Raw genomic sequence first — 20,903 nt, 5'->3', positions numbered from 1 at the left:
GGAGAGCATCTAACCGTTTTTACAAACGATACGGTCCTGACAGGAGAAAAAGAGAGAGAAAAGGGGAGACCTAGAGCGTAACCCGGTTCCCCCCTGCTGGCATCGTAAAGCGCAGGAAGCCGCCCATTGCCAGACGTGAGCAGACCACCGCCATGACATAAAAAGCCAGGAGCGTGACCAACGAGCGCACTTCAGTCCCCGCGAAATCAAGCCATGTAAGCGCCTCTTTGCCATGACTCATCAGCCGCATAATCCCGGGGCCAAGCTGCACCCCAAAGGGGCCTGTCGGCAAGCCCACGCATAAAGAGAGCACAAGGTCAATTCCAAAACAGATAAGCGCCATTCGTGGACCAAGCAGCCAGAAACGCTTACTCAAGCGCTCACGCTTTGTCGAGGCGATTCGCCGCGTTGCCCAGACAGGAGCAATCACATATTGTAGCACAAGGAATATCAACGGCAGGATCAAAAAAAGCCACCCGGGAAATACCACGGGGCTGATTAATGATCCAAGCCGACCAAGCGTATACAGAATAACGCCTTCGATAATACCTCGACGATAACTTGTCTTATTGAACATAGGAAGATATCCATCCCTGTACAAGCGTCAGCACATTCAGGCTCCTCGCGCCCGTTCATCAACGTGCCAGACGCTTCAATATCCTTCTTTCGGGACTAGTGGCAGCCACAGCCTCCATCGCCACAGGCACAACTGCCCATCGAAGGCGCGTAATCGTCAAAATCACCCTCGCTGTTTCCCGCACGAGCCGCAAAAAGGGAAAGCATTCGGCGAACGTTTTCGCTATGGCATTTGGTGCAGACCACATCATCAGCATGCTTATGGCTTACCAGAAGCTCAAACTTTGAACGGCAATCAGAACAATAATACTCGTAAAGTGGCATAAGTAGTATGACCTCCATTCACTATGGGGAACTCGTCGCTACAAAAATATTGTAGTTGCTGACCTACCTCTCGTCAAGGCAAAAACGTGTGAATGATTCCGTCCACACACGCGCATCGCAGGCAGGAAGCATAATCTTACACTATGTAAGCAATTTCACTCATTTCCTGTGATGTATTTCACAGTATTTCACGCCAAAAAATTCCATACTTTCTATGTAGGAGGTTGAGTGTTGTGGATAGATGCCTTTTCTCAATATGCATAGTCAATAGCAGAAAATCTCTACGGAACTTCTCAAAGAGGAAGAGATGTCATTTCTCTCAACAAAGCATAGATATACAGTACGCTTGCTTCTCTTCATCATTCTTATTCTTTTTGTCGTCACACTGAGTACGCTTGCGTTACTCCTGTTTCAGTATCTGCTAGACTAACACGAACCGCACGGGCCTTCAGCAAGATCCCTCTTCCCTCCCCGGGTTGAGGGATCTTGCGTTCTGCTTTCTCTCATAAAGGAAAGAGGATACAATAGAAAGAAAACTGTCTGCTCGATACACTAGAGAGAGAGGAAGAAGAGAGAATATGCCTGAATACGATCGCTTCCGTATCGGTCTGATCGGGTATGGTATTGGCAAACTGCACACGGCAGCCATTCGCAGCGCTGGCCTCTACTATCCTGAGCTCCCTCCGGTTGATCTGGTCGCCGTTGCCACCACCAGCGAGAAAAGCGGCAAGGCGGCTGTTGAACAATATGGATTTCAGCGCTACACAACCGATTATCGGGAGCTACTTAACAGCGACGATATTAACGCTGTCATCATCGCACCGCCCCATCACCTTCACCGCGAGATGCTTCTAGCGGCACTGCAAACCGATAAAGCCATCTATGCAGATAAGCCACTAGCCAATAATCTGGCCGAGGCTCGTGAGATTGTTGCAGAGGCTCGCAAGCGCAACCGAAACGGCCAGATCTGCTTCAACTTGCGCCACAGCCCCGCAATGGCGTATGCGAAGAAGGTTATTGAGGCGGGGCGCATTGGCGATATCTACGCGTTCCGCGCGGTCTATTATCGCCCGAGCTATATCGACCCGGAGAAGCCGCTGCGCTGGAAGGGCAGCATGAAGACCAGCGGTGGCGGCGTCAGCAACGATCTGGTTCCTCACATTGCAGACCTCGTTCTCTGGCTGATAGGCAAGCCCGCGCGCCTGACAGCACAGGCTCGCACCTTTATTAAAGAGCGTCCGGTGGCAAAAGGAAGTGCTGAACGCACCCCGATTGACACCGATGACCATATTATCATTCAAGCAGAGTTGCCAGATGGCGGCATCGGAACCATCGAGTCCGGTCGCCTGATCACCGGCTCCATCAATGATATCTCCATTGAGATCTATGGCAGTGAGGGCAGCCTGCGCTGGTCCGTGACCAACCCGAACTATCTGTATCTTGCCGAAAAGCGTATGCCCTCTGATGAGCGCGGCTGGTTGGCTATTCCCACCTTCCAGAATTATCCAGGGGCGATTGTGCCGGGTGCTGATATTCCGGTTGGCGAGATGCGCTTTTATATCGATAGTATGGCCCAGTTTATCCGCAAGACGGTCAACCATGAGCCCTATGATCCCGACTTCGTTCAGGGCTTCCATGTCCAGTCTGTGATTGAAGCTGCGCTGAAAGCCTCCCAGACAGGCACGCGGGTCGAGGTCGAAAACGAATAAGGTGCAGGGAGAGGTCAGGCTAGCGCCTCTCCCGCTTCCCTTGCTACATGAGCCGCTTTCCCGAAGATGTACCACAATCAGGGCAAAGATAGTACAATAGGGGGCGTTACGAAAAACCTCCCGATATAGCATACTCGTTTTCATGGTTTCAGATATTCTAAAGAAGGGACACTTATGGCTCTTACAATCGGTATCATCGGCTTGCCGCAAAGCGGAAAAACAACGCTCTTCAATGCGTTAACCAAATCGAACGCCCCGATCAGCGGCTACGCCACAACAACAGTTCAGGCAAACCTTGCAGTGGTCCCGGTACCTGATCCACGCGTTGACGCTCTGGCAGAAATCTTTCAGCCAAAGAAGAAGACATATACGACCGTCGAGTTTGTCGATGTTGCTGGTATGGGACAGGCAGGAGCCGCCGGGAAAGACAAACAAGAAGGCCTGAGCCCCGAATTCCTGGGGCATATCCGCAATGCAGATGCACTTGCAATTGTGCTGCGCACCTTTGCGAATGAGAACGTCCCCCATATCTATAACACGATCGATCCGAACCGCGACCTCGATTCGCTGAATGCTGAACTGGCCCTCACCGATCTGAGCACCGTCGAGCGTCGCATTGAGCGCACGAAAAAAGCCGCCAAATCGGGCGATAAGAAGTATCTTCAGGAACTCGAATTGTTGCAGCGCCTCAAGGAGACCCTGGAAGACATGCAGCTTGCACGCACCCTTGAGTTCAGCCAGCAAGATCAGGCTGTCCTGAATGAGCTCTTCTTGCTCACGATGAAGCCCCGTATGTATGTGCTGAACACCAGCGAGGACATGCTGGCAACCGCGAACGAGCTGTTGGAAAAGATCCGCGCAGGAGAAAATGTACAGATCGATGCACTCCAGGGCGAGGCCAAAGGCTTTGCCCAGATCGCGCAACGAGCCAGAGAGGAAGGTGCTGAGGTTGTTGCTGTCTCAGCCAAGCTGGAGGCCGAGCTGAATGAGCTGCCGCAGGAGGAGGCCAACGAGTATCTTGAGGCGCTCGGGCTCCCACAACTGGGTGCTGATCGCGTCATTCAGGTTGGCTATCGCCTGTTGAACCTGATTACCTTCCTGACCGCTGGAGAGGATGAGGTGCGCGCCTGGACCGTCACCAGAGGCGCGAAGGCTCCTGAAGCAGCCGGGAAGATTCACACCGATATTGAAAAAGGCTTTATCCGCGCCGAGGTTACCAGCTTTGACGACTTTATGGCATGTGGCTCCTTTGCCGCTGCCGCCAAAAAAGGCGTGCAACGCCTGGAGGGACGCGACTACGTCATTCAAGATGGCGATATTGCCCACTTCCGCTTCAACAAGGGCAAATAAGATCAGAAAGCCGGGTAGCAAGCTTGCACCCGGCCACTTTATTATGTTTCTCGTTTCTTGCGGAGCGATACCAGCGCCACCCCGAGCAGAATCACGACCATTGCTCCGGCGCTCATCAGAGTAAACGACTCGTTCGCGAGCCCCACACCGAGTATCAGGGCGACAACGGGGTTCACATATGCATAGCTTGTCGCCAGCGCAGGGCGGACTTTCCGCAACAGATAGCCATACGCACAATACGCGACAAGTGACCCGAATAGGATCAAATAGATCAATGCAGTCAACGAACGCCATGTCGGCCAGATTGTCAGGCGCTCGCCAAGCGAAACGCCCATCACCAGTTGCTCAAGGCCACCAAGCAACATCTGCATCGCGCTTGCCATCAGCCCCGAGGCCAGTGTGATACGCGTAGAGAGCACTGAGCCAAGTGACCAACTAAGAGGAGCTAGCAGCAAGGCAATCGCTCCCTGTGGATTCACCCAGATCCCCTTCTGCAAGTTCAGCAGGACGACGCCACAGAAGCCGATCGCGAGCCCCACCCACTCCAGGCGTGTGGGCCAGCGCCCCAATACGCCCATCATCAGCGCCGTGTACAGAGGCACCGCTGCCAGCGCAATGGCCGATATGCCGGATGCCACCCATTGTTGCGCATAGGAGACCAGGCCGTTACTTCCAACAAGCAAGAAGAAACCAATAATAGCCGCTCCCCCCCATTGTTTCAGCGTCGGCGCAGGCGCTCCACGTACCCGCAAGATCAGATAGAGAATCGCGCCCGCAGCCACAAAGCGAATTCCAGCCATCAAGAAGGGAGGAAAGGTCTCGATGGCAATCCGCATTCCAAGATACGTGGAGCCCCAGATCACAAAGAGCGTCAGCAACGACAGCCCAATCAGGAGCCGCTCCTGTTTTGCTTGCACCGTGCTAGCTTCCTGAAGCCGGGAACTCACCTCAAGCGTACTATTCGCATTACCAGCCAGTGTCAGATTTCCAGGTTCTTTCTTCATCAGACTTTCTTCACCTACCTCATTGATCTACTTCCACTCTACCTGATCTATCAACTACCAGCAAACCCCCGCCAGTAGCGCCTTCTCTCCCATTCAGGGCTACAGAGACCGTCTCGACTATCAGCACCCCATATCCGGGCAGCGAGGGCAAGCAGAAGAAAGAACGACAGGACAAAAAGCATCTCCATAGATCACCTTCAATATAAGACAAAGGGAAAAATGCTACGGGTAAATACCATACAGGAACGGTGTACCAGAACTAGAACACATATGCCTATAGAGTACCCGATTCTGAAGGTGGTTCCTACAGCCAATGTGAATAGAATGCGAGCCAATTGGCCTATACGTCTTTGTGATGGCGCTCCTGGTCAAGCAACTGTTGTTTTCGCTTGATCCCCCAACGATAGCCACCAGGCGCACCATTGTTGCGCACCACTCGATGACAGGGGATCACCAGCGCGACCGGATTTGAGGCACAGGCATTTGCCACAGCCCGCGCTTTCTTTGGATCACCAAGCGCCCGGGCAATCTCTCCGTACGAGCGCGTCTCTCCATAGGGGATCTTGAGCAGCTCTTTCCAGACCTTCCACTGAAAGGCAGTTGCCTGCACATCAACAGGCAGGTGAAGATCAGGCTGCTGGCCTTCCAGATGTCGAAGCAGTACCGTCACCCACTCGGTGAGCACAACGTTATCTTTCTGCATCTGGGCCGCCTCATAATCGGCACGCAGGCCTGCAAGCAGTTCTTCATCGTTCTCACCAATACGCACCTCGCAGATGCCACGCTCTGTCGCGGCCACAAGCAGACGCCCGAGGGGTGAAGAGACCAGGGTATAGGAAATGGTCATACCCTTTCCCCCATTGCTGTACACTACGGGCGACATTCCCATCTGAGCAGCGCTCCGCTCATAGAGGCGACTTGGTGAGCTGAACCCGGCCTCATAGAGCGCTGTCGTCACCTGCTCACCATCTTTCAACCGATCCTTCAGATAGCGCATCCGACTTGCCTCCACATATTGATAGGGAGTTATCCCCATCACTCGCTTGAACACCCGCTGCAAATGGAAGGGGCTCATATGGGCCTGCTCACTCAGGTCAGAAAGCGTCAACGGCTCTTCCAGATGCTCCTGAATATAGGCGCACAGCCGCTTTACCAGAGCAATATGCTCGCTCTCTGCGCTCTCACGCTTTGGTTGGCAGCGTCGACAGGGCCGAAATCCCGCCCGTTCCGCATCCTCTGGACCCGCAAAAAAGGCGACATGTTCCCGCCGGGGAAGGCGCGAGGGGCAGGAGGGCAGACAATAGATGCCAGTTGACTTAACCGCATAGACAAACACTCCGTTCATCCTTACATCATTTTCCTGTACTGCCTGCCAGTATCGCTCTTGCTGATCTGCTCTATATGCTTCCGCTTGCATACTGTGCACCTCCTTCAACGCCCGATCAGGCAACATCCCGAATGAATATGATACTATGATAGAACACCAGTCAAACAATATCTATCCGAATTTTGCGTTCACACTCGTACGCTTTTTCGCCGTATTGTGTCTGTTACAGAAGAAGTGATAGCTCATCTACCTGTAACAAAGCGCGTGCGCAACACGCCTTGCTACAGCACGGAAAAAGGATTCCCGCGTGACCGACTGATAGTGCGCGTTTTCACTCGACCACACGAGCGCTTCACACTGGATATGGTAAAACGCAGGCTGGGAAACAGCTATCCACTTCTTGCTTTCATAATCTCTGTAGAAGGAGCTGCTATGATCGAGAATCTGAAGGCCGAAATCGATGAGCTCGTTCCCGATATGGTTGCGATGCGTCGTGACCTGCACGAGCATCCCGAACTCTCCTTTGAAGAGGTGCGAACATCCGGCATTATTGCCGGGCGCCTCAAAAAGCTTGGGCTGGAGGTTCAGACGGGCATCGCCAAAACCGGCGTTGTTGGCCTGTTGCAAGGGGGGCAGCGAAGCGATACCTCGCGCACCATCGCAATTCGTGCCGATATCGACGCGCTCCCCATCCACGAGCAAAATACCGTCGAGTATCGCTCACAGAATGATGGAGTGATGCATGCCTGTGGTCATGATGGCCATACCGCGATTGCGCTGGCTGTGGCCGATATTTTGACCAGGCACCGGGACGAACTGAAGGGAGATGTAAAATTTATCTTTCAGCCAGCCGAAGAGCGGATCGGGGGCGCGAAGCCAATGGTTGAGGCTGGAGTGATGCAGGGTGTCGATGGCGTGATCGGCCTGCACCTGTTCAGCAACTACCCGATTGGCCTTGTTGGCGTGCGAGCAGGAACCGTTTTCGCCAGCGCCGACCACATGGACATTATCATCAAAGGAAAAGGTGGACATGCCGCGATGCCGCATGGAGCCGTCGACCCTATCGTGATCTCATCCTATGTGATTCAGGCCCTGCAAACGCTGATTAGCCGCGAGACCTCTCCATTTAGCCCGGCAGTGATCACCATCGGCACAATCAACGGCGGCACCGCCTTTAATATCATCCCTGAAGAGGTCACGCTGACCGGCACGATGCGCGCCTACACCAAAGAGCATCGCGCCTACCTGCTCAAGCGCATTCCCGAGATCATCAATGGGGTGGCAAGCGCTATGGGCGGCTCCTGCGAGGTGCATTTCCACGAAGGCTGTCCGCCCTGCATCAATAACCCGGAAATGACCGAGTATGTGCATCGCGCAGCCATCGAAACGGTCGGAGAGGAACACGTTGACAGCAGCGAGAACATTCAAACGACTGGGAGCGATGATATGGGCTACTTCCTCGACGCGGTTCCCGGCTGCTACTTCGTGGTTGGCATGGGCAACGAGCAGAAGGAAACAACCTTCCCGCATCATCACCCACGCTTCAATCTTGATGAGGATGCTCTGCCCATCGCGGCGGAAGTCCTGATCCGTTCCGCGGTTTCTTTCCTCAATCGTTAAATAACTGCCGGGAAGAGCTCCTCTCTTCTCGGCTCTTCTCTGGAATTTTCCACTTTTCTATGGTACACTTCCCTGTGACTCACTCAGCAAGGGAGGTCTTCTTTATGCGAGCGGATCGACTACTTTCGATCCTCATGCTGCTCCAGAGTAAAGGCCGTATGACGGCGCAAGAGCTGGCTCAGCGTCTGGAAGTATCCGAGCGCACCATTTATCGGGACCTTGAAGCCCTCGACACTGCCGGTGTTCCCATCTATACCGAACGTGGCCCGGGTGGCGGCATCTCATTAATTGGTGGCTATCAGACGCGCCTGACTGGCCTGACCACACCAGAAATACGAGCCCTCTTCCTGGCAGCAAAAGCGGTTCCATTGGATACCCTCGGACTGGAACAGGCACGAGATTCTGCTATGCTCAAACTGGCGGCAGCTCTGCCCCATCCCTCACGCGCCGAGGCAGAACAGGCACACCGCTATTTCCATCTGGACACAGCGACAGCACAGCAGTCGACACAGGAGCGTCAGTATCTCGATCTGATACAGCAGGCTCTCTGGCAGGAACACAGGCTCAGCCTTCTCTATCGTGAGCCCGATGGAGCGCTTGTGCTTGGAACCATTGCTCCTTATGGGCTGGTACTGAAAGAGCAGAGCTGGCATCTTGTCGGCCAATTGGGCGAGACGATCACCGCGATCGCGCTCCATACTATCCTTCGGCTGGCACCCACAGATCAGTCATTCCAGCGCCCGGAACAGTTTGATCTGGCGGCCTTCTGGCATCATTACTGTTCCACAACTTCGGTTACCAAAGAAAAAAAACGTCGTAGCGATTACCCCTTTGAACCCGCTCTACAGCTTGCCTCATATAAAAAAAAGCGTGGGCCTCAAAAAAAAGAATTCCCGTTGTCGGTTGCCAAAGAAAAAAAAGAATTTTCGACTGCCCCCCACAAAAAAAACGCAGCGTAGCCGCTCGTTACCGCTTCTTCGTATCTCATAAAGAACAGGAAAGAAGAGTCCTTTTCCCTGTATACTGATGAGACCGTCGTACCAGATAGACAAGCGAAAGGAGCACATCCCTATGTGTGGACGTTTTACGTTAACCAGAGATGCCAATGCGATTGCGCGAGCGTTTCAAGCCACAGTTCCCGCCTCCTTCCAGAACAGCGCGCGCTTTAATATTGCCCCGACTCAGAACATCGTGACAGTGATGCAAAATGGTGAGCGGCATTTGGACATGTTACGTTGGGGTCTGGTACCTTCCTGGGCAAAAGATCTCAGCATTGGCTCACGAATGATTAATGCACGTGCCGAAACTCTGGCAGAGAAGCCAAGCTTCAAACGCTTGCTCGGTCATAAGCGCTGCCTGATTGTCGCCGATGGTTTCTATGAGTGGAAAAAAGAGGCCAAAACCAAGACCCCCATGTACATCACGTTGAAAGATCAGGATATCTTCGCGTTTGCCGGGCTCTGGGATGCCTGGAAAAACCCCGATGGAGAGATCATTCGTACCTGCACCATTATCACCACCGATGCCAATGAGTTTATGAACCCGATTCACAACCGCATGCCCGCCATTCTGACAGCAGAGGAGCGTGATATCTGGCTTGATCCCACCATTCACGAGGCCGGGCCATTGCTTTCACTGCTCAAACCCTACGCCTCGGATGAAATGGCGGCGCATCCCGTCTCGCGGCAAGTCAATAACCCGGCTTATGATAGCCCGGAGCTGATCGCAACCGTGCAATAGCGCCGGGCCCCCATGCTCCGAGTTGCCACAACCCAAAGGCTATGCGATATAATGTGCATATATTGACACATGCTCATACATCTCAATGTAGCTTGAGAATGTATTGAGCGCTATTTCATCTTGCTATGGTAAGAAGGAGCTTTTCCCTATGGCAATGTATCGCAAAGCCACCCTTGCAGATTATGTGCTTCCAGAGCCCTCTTCACAGCGGCTCGCACTCGTCCGTGATAGTGGACTTATTATCGGGGCCAGTCTGCTGCTCGCGCTATCCTCCAAAGCACAGATCCCCCTGCCGTTTACCCCGGTCCCCCTCACATTGCAAACGCTGGTCGTTATGCTAATCGGCGCTGCACTTGGCAGTAAGCGCGGTGCGCTGGCAATCCTGCTGTATCTGGCAGAAGGGGCTATCGGCCTGCCCGTCTTCGCACGTGGCGGTGGTCTGGTGTATCTCCTCGGGCCCACAGCAGGCTATATCATCTCCTGGCCAATCGCCGCGTTTGTCGTCGGTCTGCTTTGCGAAAAGCGACTTGAGCGCAGCTACCTGACCTCGGTGCTGGCAATGATTCCTGCCTCGCTCATCATTCACGCCTTCGGCGTCGCATGGCTGGCCCTGCTCAGCTTGAACGTAAGCCATAATCTCTGGCTCAGCCTGCAAAGCGCGGCAATGGCCGGTACTGTTCCCTTCATTCCCGGCGATATCCTGAAGATCTTCGTAGCTGCTGCTCTTATGCCCACTATATGGCATCTGGTTCGCGCCATTCGTGGCAACAGCCTCTAAGCCCATCTCAACGGGTAAAACGCCAAAAAAGCAAGAACAGGGCCGCTATATGTGCCCTGTTCTTTTTGTTCTTCTCCTCTGATGCGTTTACAAACGTGACTGCAAGCGCACCAGTTGCCGTCCACGGGTAGCCCCGGGAAGTCCAGCAAGTAACCGAATTGCCTCGATGGTCTCCTGCGCGTTCCGCACAAACTCGACCTTCGCAGGAAGCTGCGCCTTAAAGTCCTCAACGGTGACATCATCAAGGAAACGTACACCCTCGTTATCGAGCATCACTCGCGGCAGCAGCACCAGATCCCCGATCTCTTCCTGTGCATGCAGAGTATCCAGCACATCCTGACCGCACAGCAGGCCCGCAACCGTGACCTCAGCGCCAAAGAACTTATTGATTACCGGCAGGACCTTAACCTCAACCCCTTCAATCTGTCGTATATCCTCGGCCAGTTGCTCGATAATCGGAGCAGCCATCGTGCTTGTAACCAGTGTAATACGCTTCGGGCGCGGCTCTGGCATTGCATGAGGGAGACGACGCTTTGTGCGGCCCCACTGCTCAAGCAGGAAGCGGGTCATCCCGACACCGTTTTCGATCTGAGAATAAAGCCCATAGTGCTGAGCAGGCGGGAACTCGCGACCGGTCAGGTAGTACCATTCATCGGAAAGATAGACAAAGGGGGAGCCTTCGGGGTCGCTGGCGCTGAACTCGCGCTGATAGGCCTCTACCTGCTCCACAACAGCGATTGCTTCTTCACGTGTGTAGTGGCGCAAGGGAGGCAACTCGCCGGTCTTAATCATATTGTTAAACTTGGTCAGACCAACAGGCACAACCGAGATAGATTCCACAATCGGGCGCAGCTCTGCCAGCTCGCGGATACTGCGATCAAGCTCCGCGCCGTCATTGATTCCCGGACAGCATACAAGCTGTGTATGACAGGAAATCCCGATTGAGCCGAGTCGCTGAATATGCTCAAGAATCTCTCCAGCTCGCGGACCATCAACCATTTTCCGGCGGAGCTCTGGATTGGTGCAATGGACAGAGACATAGAGCGGGGTCAGTTTCTGCTCATCGAGGCGCTGCCAGTCAAGTTCTTTCAGGTTGGTCAGGGTAATAAAGTTGCCAAAAAGGAACGAGTAGCGGTAATCGTCATCTTTGATATACAGAGAAGAGCGCATTCCGTTTGGCAGGCCACGCTGCGGTGCATAGCGCTCCGGCAGCCCTTTAATAAAGCAGAACACACACTTGTTGGCACACTGACGAATGTAGGGCGTCGGCTCCTCGCCAAAAAGCACGCCTAAATTCTCGTCGGCAGCCTTCGTCAGACGAATCTCGTGCTGATCCTGCTGGCGCTCCAAACCTATCACAAGCTCTTCATCGGCAACATAGAAACGATAGTCGACCAGATCACGTATCAGGTGGCCGTTAATCGTCTTAATCAAATCTCCTGGCTGTATGCCGGCACGATCAGCCGGGCTTTCAGGTACAACCTCACGCACCCATCCATATAGTTTTGGCATCAGTTTTCCCTCGATGTAGCAACAAATCGTGGAGTTCAGAAACTCAAAGTCATCAATACACAAAAAAATCCGTCCGGCCCGATTATAAACGCTCAACTCCCAATCGTCAAATAGGCAGGAAGCGTTCTCACGCAGAATGGAACATCAACCGCAACGATACGGAGCTTTTCCCCCATAGCCCAAACGGCTTACTCCCGCTTGCGATAAAAGGTATACAGCCGGTCAGCGATTTGAATAATCGCCTCCCGAAGCTCCTGCGGTTCCAGCACCTCAACCACCGTCTCAAAGTCGGGAGGGACCGTCGTCCCCGCATTGGCATTATAGACAAAGCCAAGCACGAAGCCACAGGCTACTTCTAGCGACTCAAAGCGCAACTTGATCGTCAGCCAGCCCTCACAATCGGGCGGCTCTGCCTCTTCCAGTACCTGATAAATGGACTCCCCCATGACATAGGGTAAAATCGGGACGAACTGCGGCGCGATCCGCAAACAAACCTCATAGGGATGCAGCCGCGCCTGAAACTCCACGCACCACGCTTTCCAGTAGTGTTCAAGATCAAAGTCATGAGGTCGCTGAAAGTGTTCATCGGTCAGGGCCACATTTCGCACCCGAGAGATACGATAGACCCGGTTGTTGCCATTGGATAGCGCGACCAGATACCAGATTCCGGCTTTGCAGACGAGGCCAAGCGGCTCAACCAGGCGATCAACCAGATCGGTATTACGTTTGCGATACCGCAAGATCACGCGCCGATTTCCCCACACAGCCTCACGAAGCAACGGCATAAACGGCGAGGCCTCGGTGGAGTAGAACCAGCCAACCGGGTCAAAATACATCCGCTGACGGGTATACTCGACGCTCTGGCGTTGGGTCGTGGGCAGCGCTGCCAGCAGCTTTAACAGCGCGGCATCGCGAGCTTTTTCCATCCCCAGATCTGCCAGAGGCGTGATAAACAGCGTGCGTAGCTCATCTTCGGTCAGGCCGGTCAGATTGATTCGATATCCTTCAGGCAAAATGCAGCCTCCACCGGGTCCCCGCTCAGCATACACAGGAATACCAGACGAGCTCAGCGCCTCTATATCTCGATAGACCGTACGCTCAGATACCTCAAGTCGTTGCGCCAATTCACGGGCAGTCATACGTCCATGTATCTGTAAGATCATCAGGAGAGAGAGCAAGCGATCAGCTCGCATGGCTGTTCCTTTCTCCGGTAGACTACCACTCCCGTATCAGGCGCTCATAGTCTTCCAGATTGTCGCTGTAGAATTTGGTTGCCGATACTTCCATTTTAATTTCAGTCGGGTCCGTGAACCGGAACACACCGTTGATGAGTTCCTCAACCCAAGCCTCACGCCCGGCCTCTTTCGCCATTTGCAGCAACTCATAATCTCTGATCCCCCGCTGCAACCATTTATAGCGCAACGAGAGCATTGGCCACCCCTGTGCCCCCGGATACACCAGATGTGTATCACCGGCAGGCCAGTTGCCACCACGCGTATAGACATCTTCCAGCGGACGATCTGTCCAGCAGGTGAAGCTCCAGCGCAAGAAGCCATCCAGCTTCAGCCGCTCAACCAGCCACGGCGTCACCCGCGCTTCAAAGGCAGGCGAGTGAATAAACGTATTGGGATGCGGCTGTGAACAACAAACATAATAGAGGATCTTGCCGGGAAGCTGGGCGCGTGCCTCCATCAACTGGTGATATTCCAGCGCCGCATAATTCAGAGCCGGTACAGCGTCATACATATCCGGGATCTGTTGTTGCAAGAACTCGACATGGTTGATTGCAACCTTCATCCGAAAAGAGGGAGCAAGCTGCTTCAGACTCTTCCAGCGCTTCATAAACTCCGCCACATCCGCCGGTTCATCGGCCAGAATACGAGCGCGTTCTGTCCAGCCCTGTTCCACAAAATGCGCCTCAATCGCTCGAATATAGGCCGCGAGTGCCTCATACTCTCGAATAAAGCGATAGATGCCGCTTGCCTCATCATAGTAGCGCACCCTGATACCGTCAGGGTAGCCCTCGACAATGGCCCCATAACCATCTTCGGGCATCTGCCAGATGTTCAGCAAGCCAAAGACCTCAAGTTCCTGAGCCATGCCATAGCGTTCGGCAAGAGCCACATAGCGGTCAAGCGCCGAGAAATCATACTGGAAAGAGCCATCCCGTTTGCGCGTCACCCCGATCATGCTGTACTCGTAAAAATCAGCGGGTTCCCAGTCATGGAAGCTACCCTGCCCCGACCAGGGAATTTCCGAGACTATCAGCGTCGCGACCTTCTGCCCGAGCTGACTCAGAACCGCAAGGTAGCGCTCAAGAAGCGTGAAGTGTTCATCCGACCAGAGATCAACCTGATACTGACGGGCAATATTCGAGCTGTGTTGCCAGAGATCCAGATAGAAGCGATAGTCCCGGGCCTCGGGTAAGACAACATCCTTCACAATCAGGGTAAACCGGGCCTCATCCTCAAGCCGCTCATCCTCAAACATCGTATGCGTATAGAGCTTCACTGTGCCCGTATAGGTGCCCGACATGGCCTCTACAGGGACATGGCACTCGATCCAGACCTGCTGAAGCCGCTGCTTTGTCACATAGATTGTCTTCTGTTCAAGCAGCACATCCGAGGTTGGCGTATGCAGGTTGTCGCCCACACGGCCTACCAGTTTCACTTCAACCGGAAAAGGGGCATCAAGCGTCACCTCAAGCCGTCCGATAGGCAGTGCTCCTCCCTTCCAGAACACCGTTTCTTTACTGAGAGTGAGCAGGAACGCGTCTTCATCCCAGACAATCGCCTGAAGGGCGCTACTATCCCGTCGTCCGCTATAGATCACGCGTTCCTTGCTGTTGGTATCGGTTTTCCCCCGGTACCTATCGTTCGGATGCCAGGCATTTTTGTAAAATAGTGATTGTAAGCCGAGGCGCATACGTGTTCTCCCCCTTTTCTTACTCCTTGATTTTATGGACAGGGTGTCATTCTGTCACCAGATCTGTCACTAAAATAGCCCTCGCTCATTTTTCCAGATGTCATTAATACTAACACAAAATCCTGACAGCAGATGTCAGGAATATAGTGTATAGTAAATAAGCGGGGTATATCAATAGCACTTCAAACCCTCCCATATGGAACACTCGTTCAATTGTAGTAAAGAACACCGCTAGTAGAATCGGGAGTGTAGAAGAGCTCTGATAGAAGAGCTTGCAGGGAGTTTTCAGAGCATGGTGAAGTAGAGGAAACACGACACACTTCTTTCACACACATCATAACAGCGATTGCTGTTCCTCCTGAAGGCAATGGGGAAGCCACTTTCCGTATTTCGACCCGTCCCACGGAAAGAAGAAAGTACAGGATTCTTGCCAGTTCCTGGAACAATTCGTCTATTTGTAGGCCGTTTTTGACATGGCGGAGGTATATGCTTGGCTAAACGCGAATTCACCGTCACGAACGAATATCACTACAACACATCCAGTCCAACACGCTGGATTATTTCACACCTTTTTCGCTATAAATTTCTAATCATCACATTCATTGTCCTTGCCCTGGCGACAAATACCCTCTACTCACAGTTGCGGGTCTTTACAGGCAGTGCCTTTGACGCAGTGCTACAGCACAATGAAGGTCAACTTGTCTTCATAGCCGTTGCGATGCTTGCATCCATTCTTCTTTGCGCATGCGTCGATCTTGGTGCGCGCAGCGTCGTCCAGTTGCTTGGCAGCCGCTTCGCCCGAGACGCACGCGAGGAGCTCTATATCAGCCTGCTCGGGAAAAGCCAGACCTTTCACAACCGACAGCGCGTCGGCGACATTATGGCCCGCGCTGCAAACGACATGAATCAGCTACAGGATATGGTCGTGCCGGGCTTTGATGTGATCTTCGACTCTTTTTCCAGCATGGCTGTGGTTATCATCTATATTGGTCTGTTGAATCCTCAGCTACTACTGGTTCCTGTGCTATACGTAATTGGCTTCCTGATCGCGCTGTACTTCTACTCACGCACACTGAACCCGGTCTCGCGGAAGCTCCGCGAGCAGTTCGGCGTCACCAATGCGGTATTAAACGAAGCTATATCGGGCATTGAGGTTGTCAAATCGACCTCACAGGAAGAACAGGAAAAGCAGAAGTTCGCCGAGAATGCCACCAAATACCGTGATTACTTTGTGCGCAGCGGTCAGATTCAGGGACGCTACCTGCCAACCCTGCTGTTTGGCATCGCACTGGCGCTGTGTTTCCTGCATGGTCTCTTCCTGCTATTGAACCACCAGATTACCCTGGGTACGCTCGTCTCCTTCATGGCGCTGGCCGGGAACCTGCGCTTTGTTACCGATATGTCCACCTGGAGCTTCAACCTGGTTCAGCTCGGTGTGGCAGGCTCAAAGCGAATCATTGACCTGATGAAAGAAGAAACCGAGCTTGATGAAAACGATGGCGGCTATCAGGGCGAGATGCAGGGCGATATCGTCTTTGAAAACGTTTCCTTTGGCTATGGCACAACCCCTATTCTGAAGAACGTTTCCTTCCACGCCAAACCGGGGCAGACCATCGCCATTGTCGGCCAAACGGGTTCGGGCAAGAGTACCCTGACCAAGCTCGTAAACCGCATTTATGACGCTCAACAAGGCCGTGTCCTGATTGACGGCAAGGATGTACGCCAGTGGAACCTTGACTCGTTGCGCTCACAGATCTCAACCATCGAGCAGGATATCTTCCTGTTCTCTCGCTCCATTGCTGAAAACATCGCCTATGGTTTCGGCAGTAAAGCAGATCAGGCTGCGATCGAGAATGCAGCCAAAGATGCTCAGGCCCACGAATTCATTATGAGTTTCAAAGAAGGCTATAACACGGTGGTTGGCGAACGCGGTGTCATGCTCTCCGGAGGTCAGCGTCAGCGGATAGCGATCGCGCGTGCACTATTGACTGATCCGCGCATTCTGATTCTGGACGACTCGACCAGCGCCATCGACAGCGCCACCGAAGATCAGATTCAAAAAGCAATCAAGCGGGTACTTCAGGGACGCACAACCTTGCTGATTACCCATCGACTCTCACAGATCCGTTGGGCAGATAAAGTGCTGGTCATGCGAAACGGCGCGTTGATCGATCAGGGAACCCATGATGAATTAATGGAGCGCTGCGACACATATCGCCGTATCTTCTCACACTATGATTCAGCTCCGGCAACAGAGCAAGTCGAAAAAGCAACCGCAGTTGGTGGAGAGTAGGAAAGGAGCGAAGGTTCTATGGGCTTTATTATGGACGGCCTCGACGCCGAAGCATATGACCGTACATATTCAGACATTACACTTATCAAGCGCATTATTGGCTATTTTAAACCGAAACTCGGGCTGGTAATCTTTGTCGCGGTTCTGGTGGTCCTGCGTTCGCTCCTGGATACCGCCTTTCCGATCCTGGTTTCGCAGGGATTGGATGCCCTTACTGCATTGAAAGATGCCTGGAATCTTGCCCTCGGGATTGTAGGTCTGATCCTGCTATCAAGCGTGCTTTCCTGGGTCTTTAACATGCTGCGTCAGTGGCTGACCGCAAAAGCGATCGGGGATGTCGTGCTGAAACTGCGCACAGATGCCTTTAACGCAGTGATGGATCGGGATATGTCGTTCTTTGACGAGTTTGCCTCAGGTAAGATTGTCAGCCGCGTGACATCCGATACGGATAGCTTTGCGACCGTGGTCACACTCTCAGTGAACCTGCTGAGCCAGGTCTTGTTGTTCATCCTGATCGTCTGCATCCTGTTCACCCGTAACTGGCAACTGGCGTTGATCTCAATGGCAATCATCCCGGTGATTCTGGCAGTGGCGCTCGGGTTCCGTTACATCGCCCGTAAGGCCACCCAGCGCACTCAACGCTCGCTTGCCCGCGTGAACTCGACCGTGCAGGAAGTGATCAGCGGCATTACCGTCGCCAAAAACTTCCGGCAGGAACAGAACATGTATGACGAGTTCAAAAAGATCAATGGCCAGTCCTATCATGTCAACGTTCGGGCCGGGTTCCTCTACAATGGCGTGTTTCCGGTACTGGTTGCGATCGCCAACCTCGGAACAGTGCTGGTCGTCTACTTTGGCGGCAAAGGCGTCCTGAATAACTCGATCTCAGCCGGAGACTGGTTCCTCTTCACACAGGGCATTCAAGCGCTCTGGGCACCAGTTACCAGTATTGCTTCGTTCTGGAGCCAGTTCCAGCTCGGGCTCTCGGCCAGCGAGCGTATCTTTGCCTTGCTGGATGCTGAACCACGCGTACATCAGACAGATGATGTCCCGGTTCATAACCTGCGTGGAGAGATTGAGTTCAAGCATCTGCACTTCAGCTACGACGATCGACAGACAGTACTTCCTGACTTCTCGCTTAAGATCAAAGCGGGAGAAACAGTGGCCTTTGTCGGGCATACCGGGGCAGGAAAGTCCAGTATTGCCCGCCTTGTCGCCCGCTTCTATGAGTATCAGGGGGGAGAACTCCTGATTGATGGACAGGATATTCGTACATTTAACCTGCGTGATTATCGACGGCGGCTGGGCATTGTGCCACAGGTTCCTTTCCTCTTCTCGGGAACCGTCGCAGACAATATCCGCTACGCTCGCCCGGACGCGACCGAGAATGAGGTTATCGAGGTTGCCAACAAGATTGGCCAGGGTGACTGGCTGGAAGCGTTGCCAAACGGGCTGAACACAATGGTTGGTGAGGCCGGAAAGGCACTCTCAATGGGCCAGCGCCAGCTTGTCGCATTGGCGCGCGTTCTCCTACAAGACCCCGCCATTATCATTCTGGATGAGGCAACAGCAAGTGTCGACCCGCTGACCGAAGCCCAGATTCAGGAAGGGCTGGACGTGATCTTGCAGAACCGGACCGCGATTCTGATCGCACACCGCCTCTCAACGATCAAGCACGCCGACCGCATTATTGTGCTGAACGGTGGCCGAATCGTGGAGGAGGGCAACCATGAGGCCTTGATGCATCGTGGCGGCCACTATGCGGAACTCTATAACACCTACTTCCGACACCAATCACCCGACTACAAGCCGGGTGAGGGCTTTGTTCCCGTCCTCCAAACCGAGACCGCAAACAATCAATAAAAAGCCGAAACGAGCCTGAGAGCAAAACACTCTCAGGCTCATGCTCACGTCATTCCCTCTTACATCTACATCTGCTCTCTTTATCTTCCTGAGTTGCGCAATTTGTTACACAATATACAGAATTTTAACGAGACTTTTCCGCTTCTTATTCGTTACCTTAGTAGGACGGGCACAAAGGTTTCCAGGAAGAGAAAGCCTGTATGCCTGCTTCGCTATGATAAAAAGGGGTCGTGAAATGTCGCAGTCGGCGCAAACGACAAAGCGACATGCAGTGTAAGCTGTGCTTTTAAGACAGGGTAAAGTTTATGATGCTCTTTCCCTGGTTCTTCTTTTCGGGGTGCAAAGTGGAAGCGGTTCTTCTTGTTTTCTTCTCCAGACCGCTCAGTGAGCCGCTTTCCCTTTTCAGCATGCCAGCAAAAGACCGACCGCAAAACCAACCGGGGCAGGAGTATTTTAGCTCAGCAGTATTCTGTACAGTAGGAGGAAGAGGGGTTTCAACCTGATAAACCGTGAGGGAGCAAAACCAGATATGGAACGACCGTTACGGATCCCCCTATGCTTCGGATCTACCAGAGCAGGCCAGCCGTTCCCTCTGCCGATCCTCTAAGAAAGGAAAAAAAAGATATGGTGCGACAGTGCGCATGGTGTTTGCGCTTGATAGATAGCGAGGGCGAGCGCGTGTCTCATCTCCCACTACCCAAGCTCTATAAGGCCAGTCATGGCATCTGTGGAGTTTGCGGTGCACTCTGGTTAGAGCAAATCATGGAGCCAGACAAAGCGGAAGCCTACCAACGTACAACGGCTCACCGCGTTCCAACATATAAACAGTCACAGACCGACTATGCAGATGCCTTCCAGCCGTGGCCCAGCGCCACCCAGACCACACCATCCGAAACCGCCGCGCATCTGGCACTGGAATTGCAGCAAAAGGAGCAGGATACAGGCGAAATTCCGATTTTTACCTGTAAACCGCCACTACATAACTGATGCGAGGAACAGGGGAGAAGAACCGATATACTCGTATTTCTGGTTCTTCTCTTTTTTCATTATTGATAGACAAAGAAGACTCCATCACCGGCCGTAAAATCATAGCTGGATACGATGCCAAAACCGCCACCATTCGCCGCGCAGTTCATATTGCTGGTATGAGCGACATTGCCAGAAACGCCCTCAACATAGGCCATATGCCCGACCGAGCCAGCTCCCTGCACGCCCGCCATCAGAACAATGATCGAGCCAACAACGGGTGTCGTCGAGACATGCCAGCCCGCGGCCCTTGCGCCCTCTACCCATTCGTAGGCATCTCCATACCAGGGGATCCAGACATTATTCACCCTGTGATAGTATTGTGCCGCCCACCATGTACAGTTTCAGGGGTAGAAATGGTTCCCCGAGGAATCTTCAACCGGTGGGATAGTTCCGCCCGGGTTTCCGCCTCCGCCGGTACTGGTTTCAGGACCCGTAGGGATCACTGTTGGCTCTGAATACATCTGTACCACAGCGGTAACGGTCGCTTCTTGCTCGGGCAGGACCTTAAAGGTTTCACTATGTTTAGCAAAGCGCCCCGTACCCCCCCTGGCTTTAGCTATGGGGATAGAAGGGGCGTTCCTTATGGGGTGATTGTGGAAGGGCCGCGTAGGAGGATTGCGTCAAAGTCGCAACACTAGATAGCTCAAGATATTGACAATAGGTAGCCTCATGCTGTATACTACTCCCATGAGTAGGATGAGTTACAAATCAAACAAGAATGTGCTCTATTCTTGCAAATATCATGTGGTCTGGTGCCCCAAGTACAGACGGAAAGTCCTTGTGGAACCAATAGATACACGACTCAAACAAATTATTGAAGAGGTGTGTCAGGAGCACCAGTTTGATCTCCTCA

17 protein-coding genes and 1 pseudogene are annotated in these 20,903 nt (G+C 53.1%); 10 read left to right on the top strand and 8 right to left on the bottom strand.

The annotated features are described in order from the left end of the window. Window positions 1-70: 70 nt before the first annotated feature. Window positions 71-577, bottom strand: a complete 507-nt coding sequence (locus EI42_RS18420; protein WP_111324101.1) for a hypothetical protein — start codon at window positions 575-577, stop codon at window positions 71-73. A gap of 95 nt (window positions 578-672) precedes the next feature. Continuing rightward, the gene (locus EI42_RS18415) at window positions 673-900 is read right to left on the bottom strand and encodes an FmdB family zinc ribbon protein (RefSeq protein WP_111324100.1); all 228 of its coding nucleotides are present in this window, start codon (window positions 898-900) and stop codon (window positions 673-675) included. Window positions 901-1,478: 578 nt separating this feature from the next. Here EI42_RS18415 and EI42_RS18410 point away from each other — a divergent pair. Both EI42_RS18410 and ychF read left to right on the top strand, forming a co-directional pair. Beyond that, on the top strand, window positions 1,479-2,609 hold the full coding sequence (locus EI42_RS18410) for a Gfo/Idh/MocA family protein (protein WP_111324099.1): 1,131 nt from the start codon (window positions 1,479-1,481) through the stop codon (window positions 2,607-2,609). 174 nt (window positions 2,610-2,783) lie between these two features. Continuing rightward, window positions 2,784-3,959 (top strand): redox-regulated ATPase YchF, encoded by a 1,176-nt coding sequence (gene ychF / locus EI42_RS18405; RefSeq protein ID WP_111324098.1) that lies wholly within the window; start codon window positions 2,784-2,786, stop codon window positions 3,957-3,959. Between the two features lie 41 nt (window positions 3,960-4,000). Here the strand turns inward: ychF and yedA are convergent, their stop codons facing one another. Both yedA and ada read right to left on the bottom strand, forming a co-directional pair. Beyond that, window positions 4,001-4,963 carry a drug/metabolite exporter YedA gene (gene yedA / locus EI42_RS18400; RefSeq protein ID WP_111324097.1) on the bottom strand — a complete coding sequence of 321 codons (963 nt, stop codon included), beginning with the start codon at window positions 4,961-4,963 and terminating at the stop codon, window positions 4,001-4,003. A gap of 340 nt (window positions 4,964-5,303) precedes the next feature. Further along, entirely contained in the window at window positions 5,304-6,380 is a 1,077-nt protein-coding gene (gene ada / locus EI42_RS18395) for a bifunctional DNA-binding transcriptional regulator/O6-methylguanine-DNA methyltransferase Ada (RefSeq protein ID WP_111324096.1), read from the bottom strand. 342 nt (window positions 6,381-6,722) lie between these two features. Here ada and EI42_RS18390 point away from each other — a divergent pair, with 342 nt between their 5' ends. The 4 genes from EI42_RS18390 to EI42_RS18375 all read left to right on the top strand — a co-directional run bounded on the left by EI42_RS18390 (window position 6,723) and on the right by EI42_RS18375 (window position 10,428). Next, the gene (locus tag EI42_RS18390) at window positions 6,723-7,910 is read left to right on the top strand and encodes a M20 metallopeptidase family protein (RefSeq protein ID WP_111324095.1); all 1,188 of its coding nucleotides are present in this window, start codon (window positions 6,723-6,725) and stop codon (window positions 7,908-7,910) included. A 104-nt stretch (window positions 7,911-8,014) separates the two neighbouring features. Then, window positions 8,015-8,869, top strand: coding sequence for a helix-turn-helix transcriptional regulator (locus EI42_RS18385; protein WP_170142735.1), 855 nt, complete (start codon window positions 8,015-8,017; stop codon window positions 8,867-8,869). A 112-nt stretch (window positions 8,870-8,981) separates the two neighbouring features. Next, on the top strand, window positions 8,982-9,650 hold the full coding sequence (locus EI42_RS18380; RefSeq protein ID WP_111324093.1) for an SOS response-associated peptidase: 669 nt from the start codon (window positions 8,982-8,984) through the stop codon (window positions 9,648-9,650). 148 nt (window positions 9,651-9,798) lie between these two features. Then, window positions 9,799-10,428, top strand: coding sequence for a biotin transporter BioY (locus EI42_RS18375; protein WP_211326244.1), 630 nt, complete (start codon window positions 9,799-9,801; stop codon window positions 10,426-10,428). Window positions 10,429-10,515: 87 nt separating this feature from the next. Here EI42_RS18375 and EI42_RS18370 read toward each other — a convergent pair whose 3' ends face one another. From EI42_RS18370 to EI42_RS18360, 3 genes are all read right to left on the bottom strand, one after another. Further along, entirely contained in the window at window positions 10,516-11,940 is a 1,425-nt protein-coding gene (locus EI42_RS18370; protein ID WP_111324092.1) for a DUF512 domain-containing protein, read from the bottom strand. A 188-nt stretch (window positions 11,941-12,128) separates the two neighbouring features. Beyond that, on the bottom strand, window positions 12,129-13,133 hold the full coding sequence (locus EI42_RS18365; protein WP_111324091.1) for a helix-turn-helix transcriptional regulator: 1,005 nt from the start codon (window positions 13,131-13,133) through the stop codon (window positions 12,129-12,131). A 22-nt stretch (window positions 13,134-13,155) separates the two neighbouring features. After that, window positions 13,156-14,865 carry a DUF4091 domain-containing protein gene (locus EI42_RS18360; protein WP_111324090.1) on the bottom strand — a complete coding sequence of 570 codons (1,710 nt, stop codon included), beginning with the start codon at window positions 14,863-14,865 and terminating at the stop codon, window positions 13,156-13,158. Between the two features lie 490 nt (window positions 14,866-15,355). Here EI42_RS18360 and EI42_RS18355 point away from each other — a divergent pair, with 490 nt between their 5' ends. The 3 genes from EI42_RS18355 to EI42_RS18345 all read left to right on the top strand — a co-directional run bounded on the left by EI42_RS18355 (window position 15,356) and on the right by EI42_RS18345 (window position 20,008). Next, on the top strand, window positions 15,356-17,158 hold the full coding sequence (locus EI42_RS18355; protein WP_111324089.1) for an ABC transporter ATP-binding protein: 1,803 nt from the start codon (window positions 15,356-15,358) through the stop codon (window positions 17,156-17,158). 18 nt (window positions 17,159-17,176) lie between these two features. Next, window positions 17,177-19,021, top strand: coding sequence for an ABC transporter ATP-binding protein (locus tag EI42_RS18350; RefSeq protein ID WP_111324088.1), 1,845 nt, complete (start codon window positions 17,177-17,179; stop codon window positions 19,019-19,021). Window positions 19,022-19,645: 624 nt separating this feature from the next. Continuing rightward, the gene (locus tag EI42_RS18345) at window positions 19,646-20,008 is read left to right on the top strand and encodes a hypothetical protein (RefSeq protein WP_111324087.1); all 363 of its coding nucleotides are present in this window, start codon (window positions 19,646-19,648) and stop codon (window positions 20,006-20,008) included. A gap of 59 nt (window positions 20,009-20,067) precedes the next feature. Here EI42_RS18345 and EI42_RS34420 read toward each other — a convergent pair. Next, window positions 20,068-20,379 (bottom strand): annotated as a pseudogene (locus EI42_RS34420) (CHAP domain-containing protein); the annotation flags it as partial. A 367-nt stretch (window positions 20,380-20,746) separates the two neighbouring features. Here EI42_RS34420 and tnpA point away from each other — a divergent pair. Continuing rightward, window positions 20,747-20,903 (top strand): IS200/IS605 family transposase (tnpA, locus tag EI42_RS34415; protein WP_282957328.1); only part of this gene is annotated, 157 nt, incomplete at its 3' end.

Origin of the sequence: Thermosporothrix hazakensis, from assembly GCF_003253565.1 — a bacterium.
Classification (GTDB): Bacteria; Chloroflexota; Ktedonobacteria; order Ktedonobacterales; family Ktedonobacteraceae; genus Thermosporothrix; species Thermosporothrix hazakensis.
This window is presented reverse-complemented; position numbering and strand designations above follow the sequence as displayed.

Excerpts from the sequence above, each read along its gene's own strand:
- EI42_RS18410 (WP_111324099.1), top strand. The coding sequence starts at position 1,479 with ATGCCTGAATACGATCGCTTCCGTATCGGTCTGATCGGGTATGGTATT.
- EI42_RS18360 (WP_111324090.1), bottom strand. The coding sequence starts at position 14,865 with ATGCGCCTCGGCTTACAATCACTATTTTACAAAAATGCCTGGCATCCG.
- EI42_RS18420 (WP_111324101.1), bottom strand. The coding sequence starts at position 577 with ATGTTCAATAAGACAAGTTATCGTCGAGGTATTATCGAAGGCGTTATT.
- EI42_RS18350 (WP_111324088.1), top strand. The coding sequence starts at position 17,177 with ATGGGCTTTATTATGGACGGCCTCGACGCCGAAGCATATGACCGTACA.
- ychF (WP_111324098.1), top strand. The coding sequence starts at position 2,784 with ATGGCTCTTACAATCGGTATCATCGGCTTGCCGCAAAGCGGAAAAACA.
- EI42_RS18375 (WP_211326244.1), top strand. The coding sequence starts at position 9,799 with ATGGCAATGTATCGCAAAGCCACCCTTGCAGATTATGTGCTTCCAGAG.
- EI42_RS18385 (WP_170142735.1), top strand. The coding sequence starts at position 8,015 with ATGCGAGCGGATCGACTACTTTCGATCCTCATGCTGCTCCAGAGTAAA.
- EI42_RS18370 (WP_111324092.1), bottom strand. The coding sequence starts at position 11,940 with ATGCCAAAACTATATGGATGGGTGCGTGAGGTTGTACCTGAAAGCCCG.
- yedA (WP_111324097.1), bottom strand. The coding sequence starts at position 4,963 with ATGAAGAAAGAACCTGGAAATCTGACACTGGCTGGTAATGCGAATAGT.
- EI42_RS18365 (WP_111324091.1), bottom strand. The coding sequence starts at position 13,133 with ATGCGAGCTGATCGCTTGCTCTCTCTCCTGATGATCTTACAGATACAT.
- EI42_RS18345 (WP_111324087.1), top strand. The coding sequence starts at position 19,646 with ATGGTGCGACAGTGCGCATGGTGTTTGCGCTTGATAGATAGCGAGGGC.
- ada (WP_111324096.1), bottom strand. The coding sequence starts at position 6,380 with ATGCAAGCGGAAGCATATAGAGCAGATCAGCAAGAGCGATACTGGCAG.
- EI42_RS18380 (WP_111324093.1), top strand. The coding sequence starts at position 8,982 with ATGTGTGGACGTTTTACGTTAACCAGAGATGCCAATGCGATTGCGCGA.
- EI42_RS18415 (WP_111324100.1), bottom strand. The coding sequence starts at position 900 with ATGCCACTTTACGAGTATTATTGTTCTGATTGCCGTTCAAAGTTTGAG.
- EI42_RS18390 (WP_111324095.1), top strand. The coding sequence starts at position 6,723 with ATGATCGAGAATCTGAAGGCCGAAATCGATGAGCTCGTTCCCGATATG.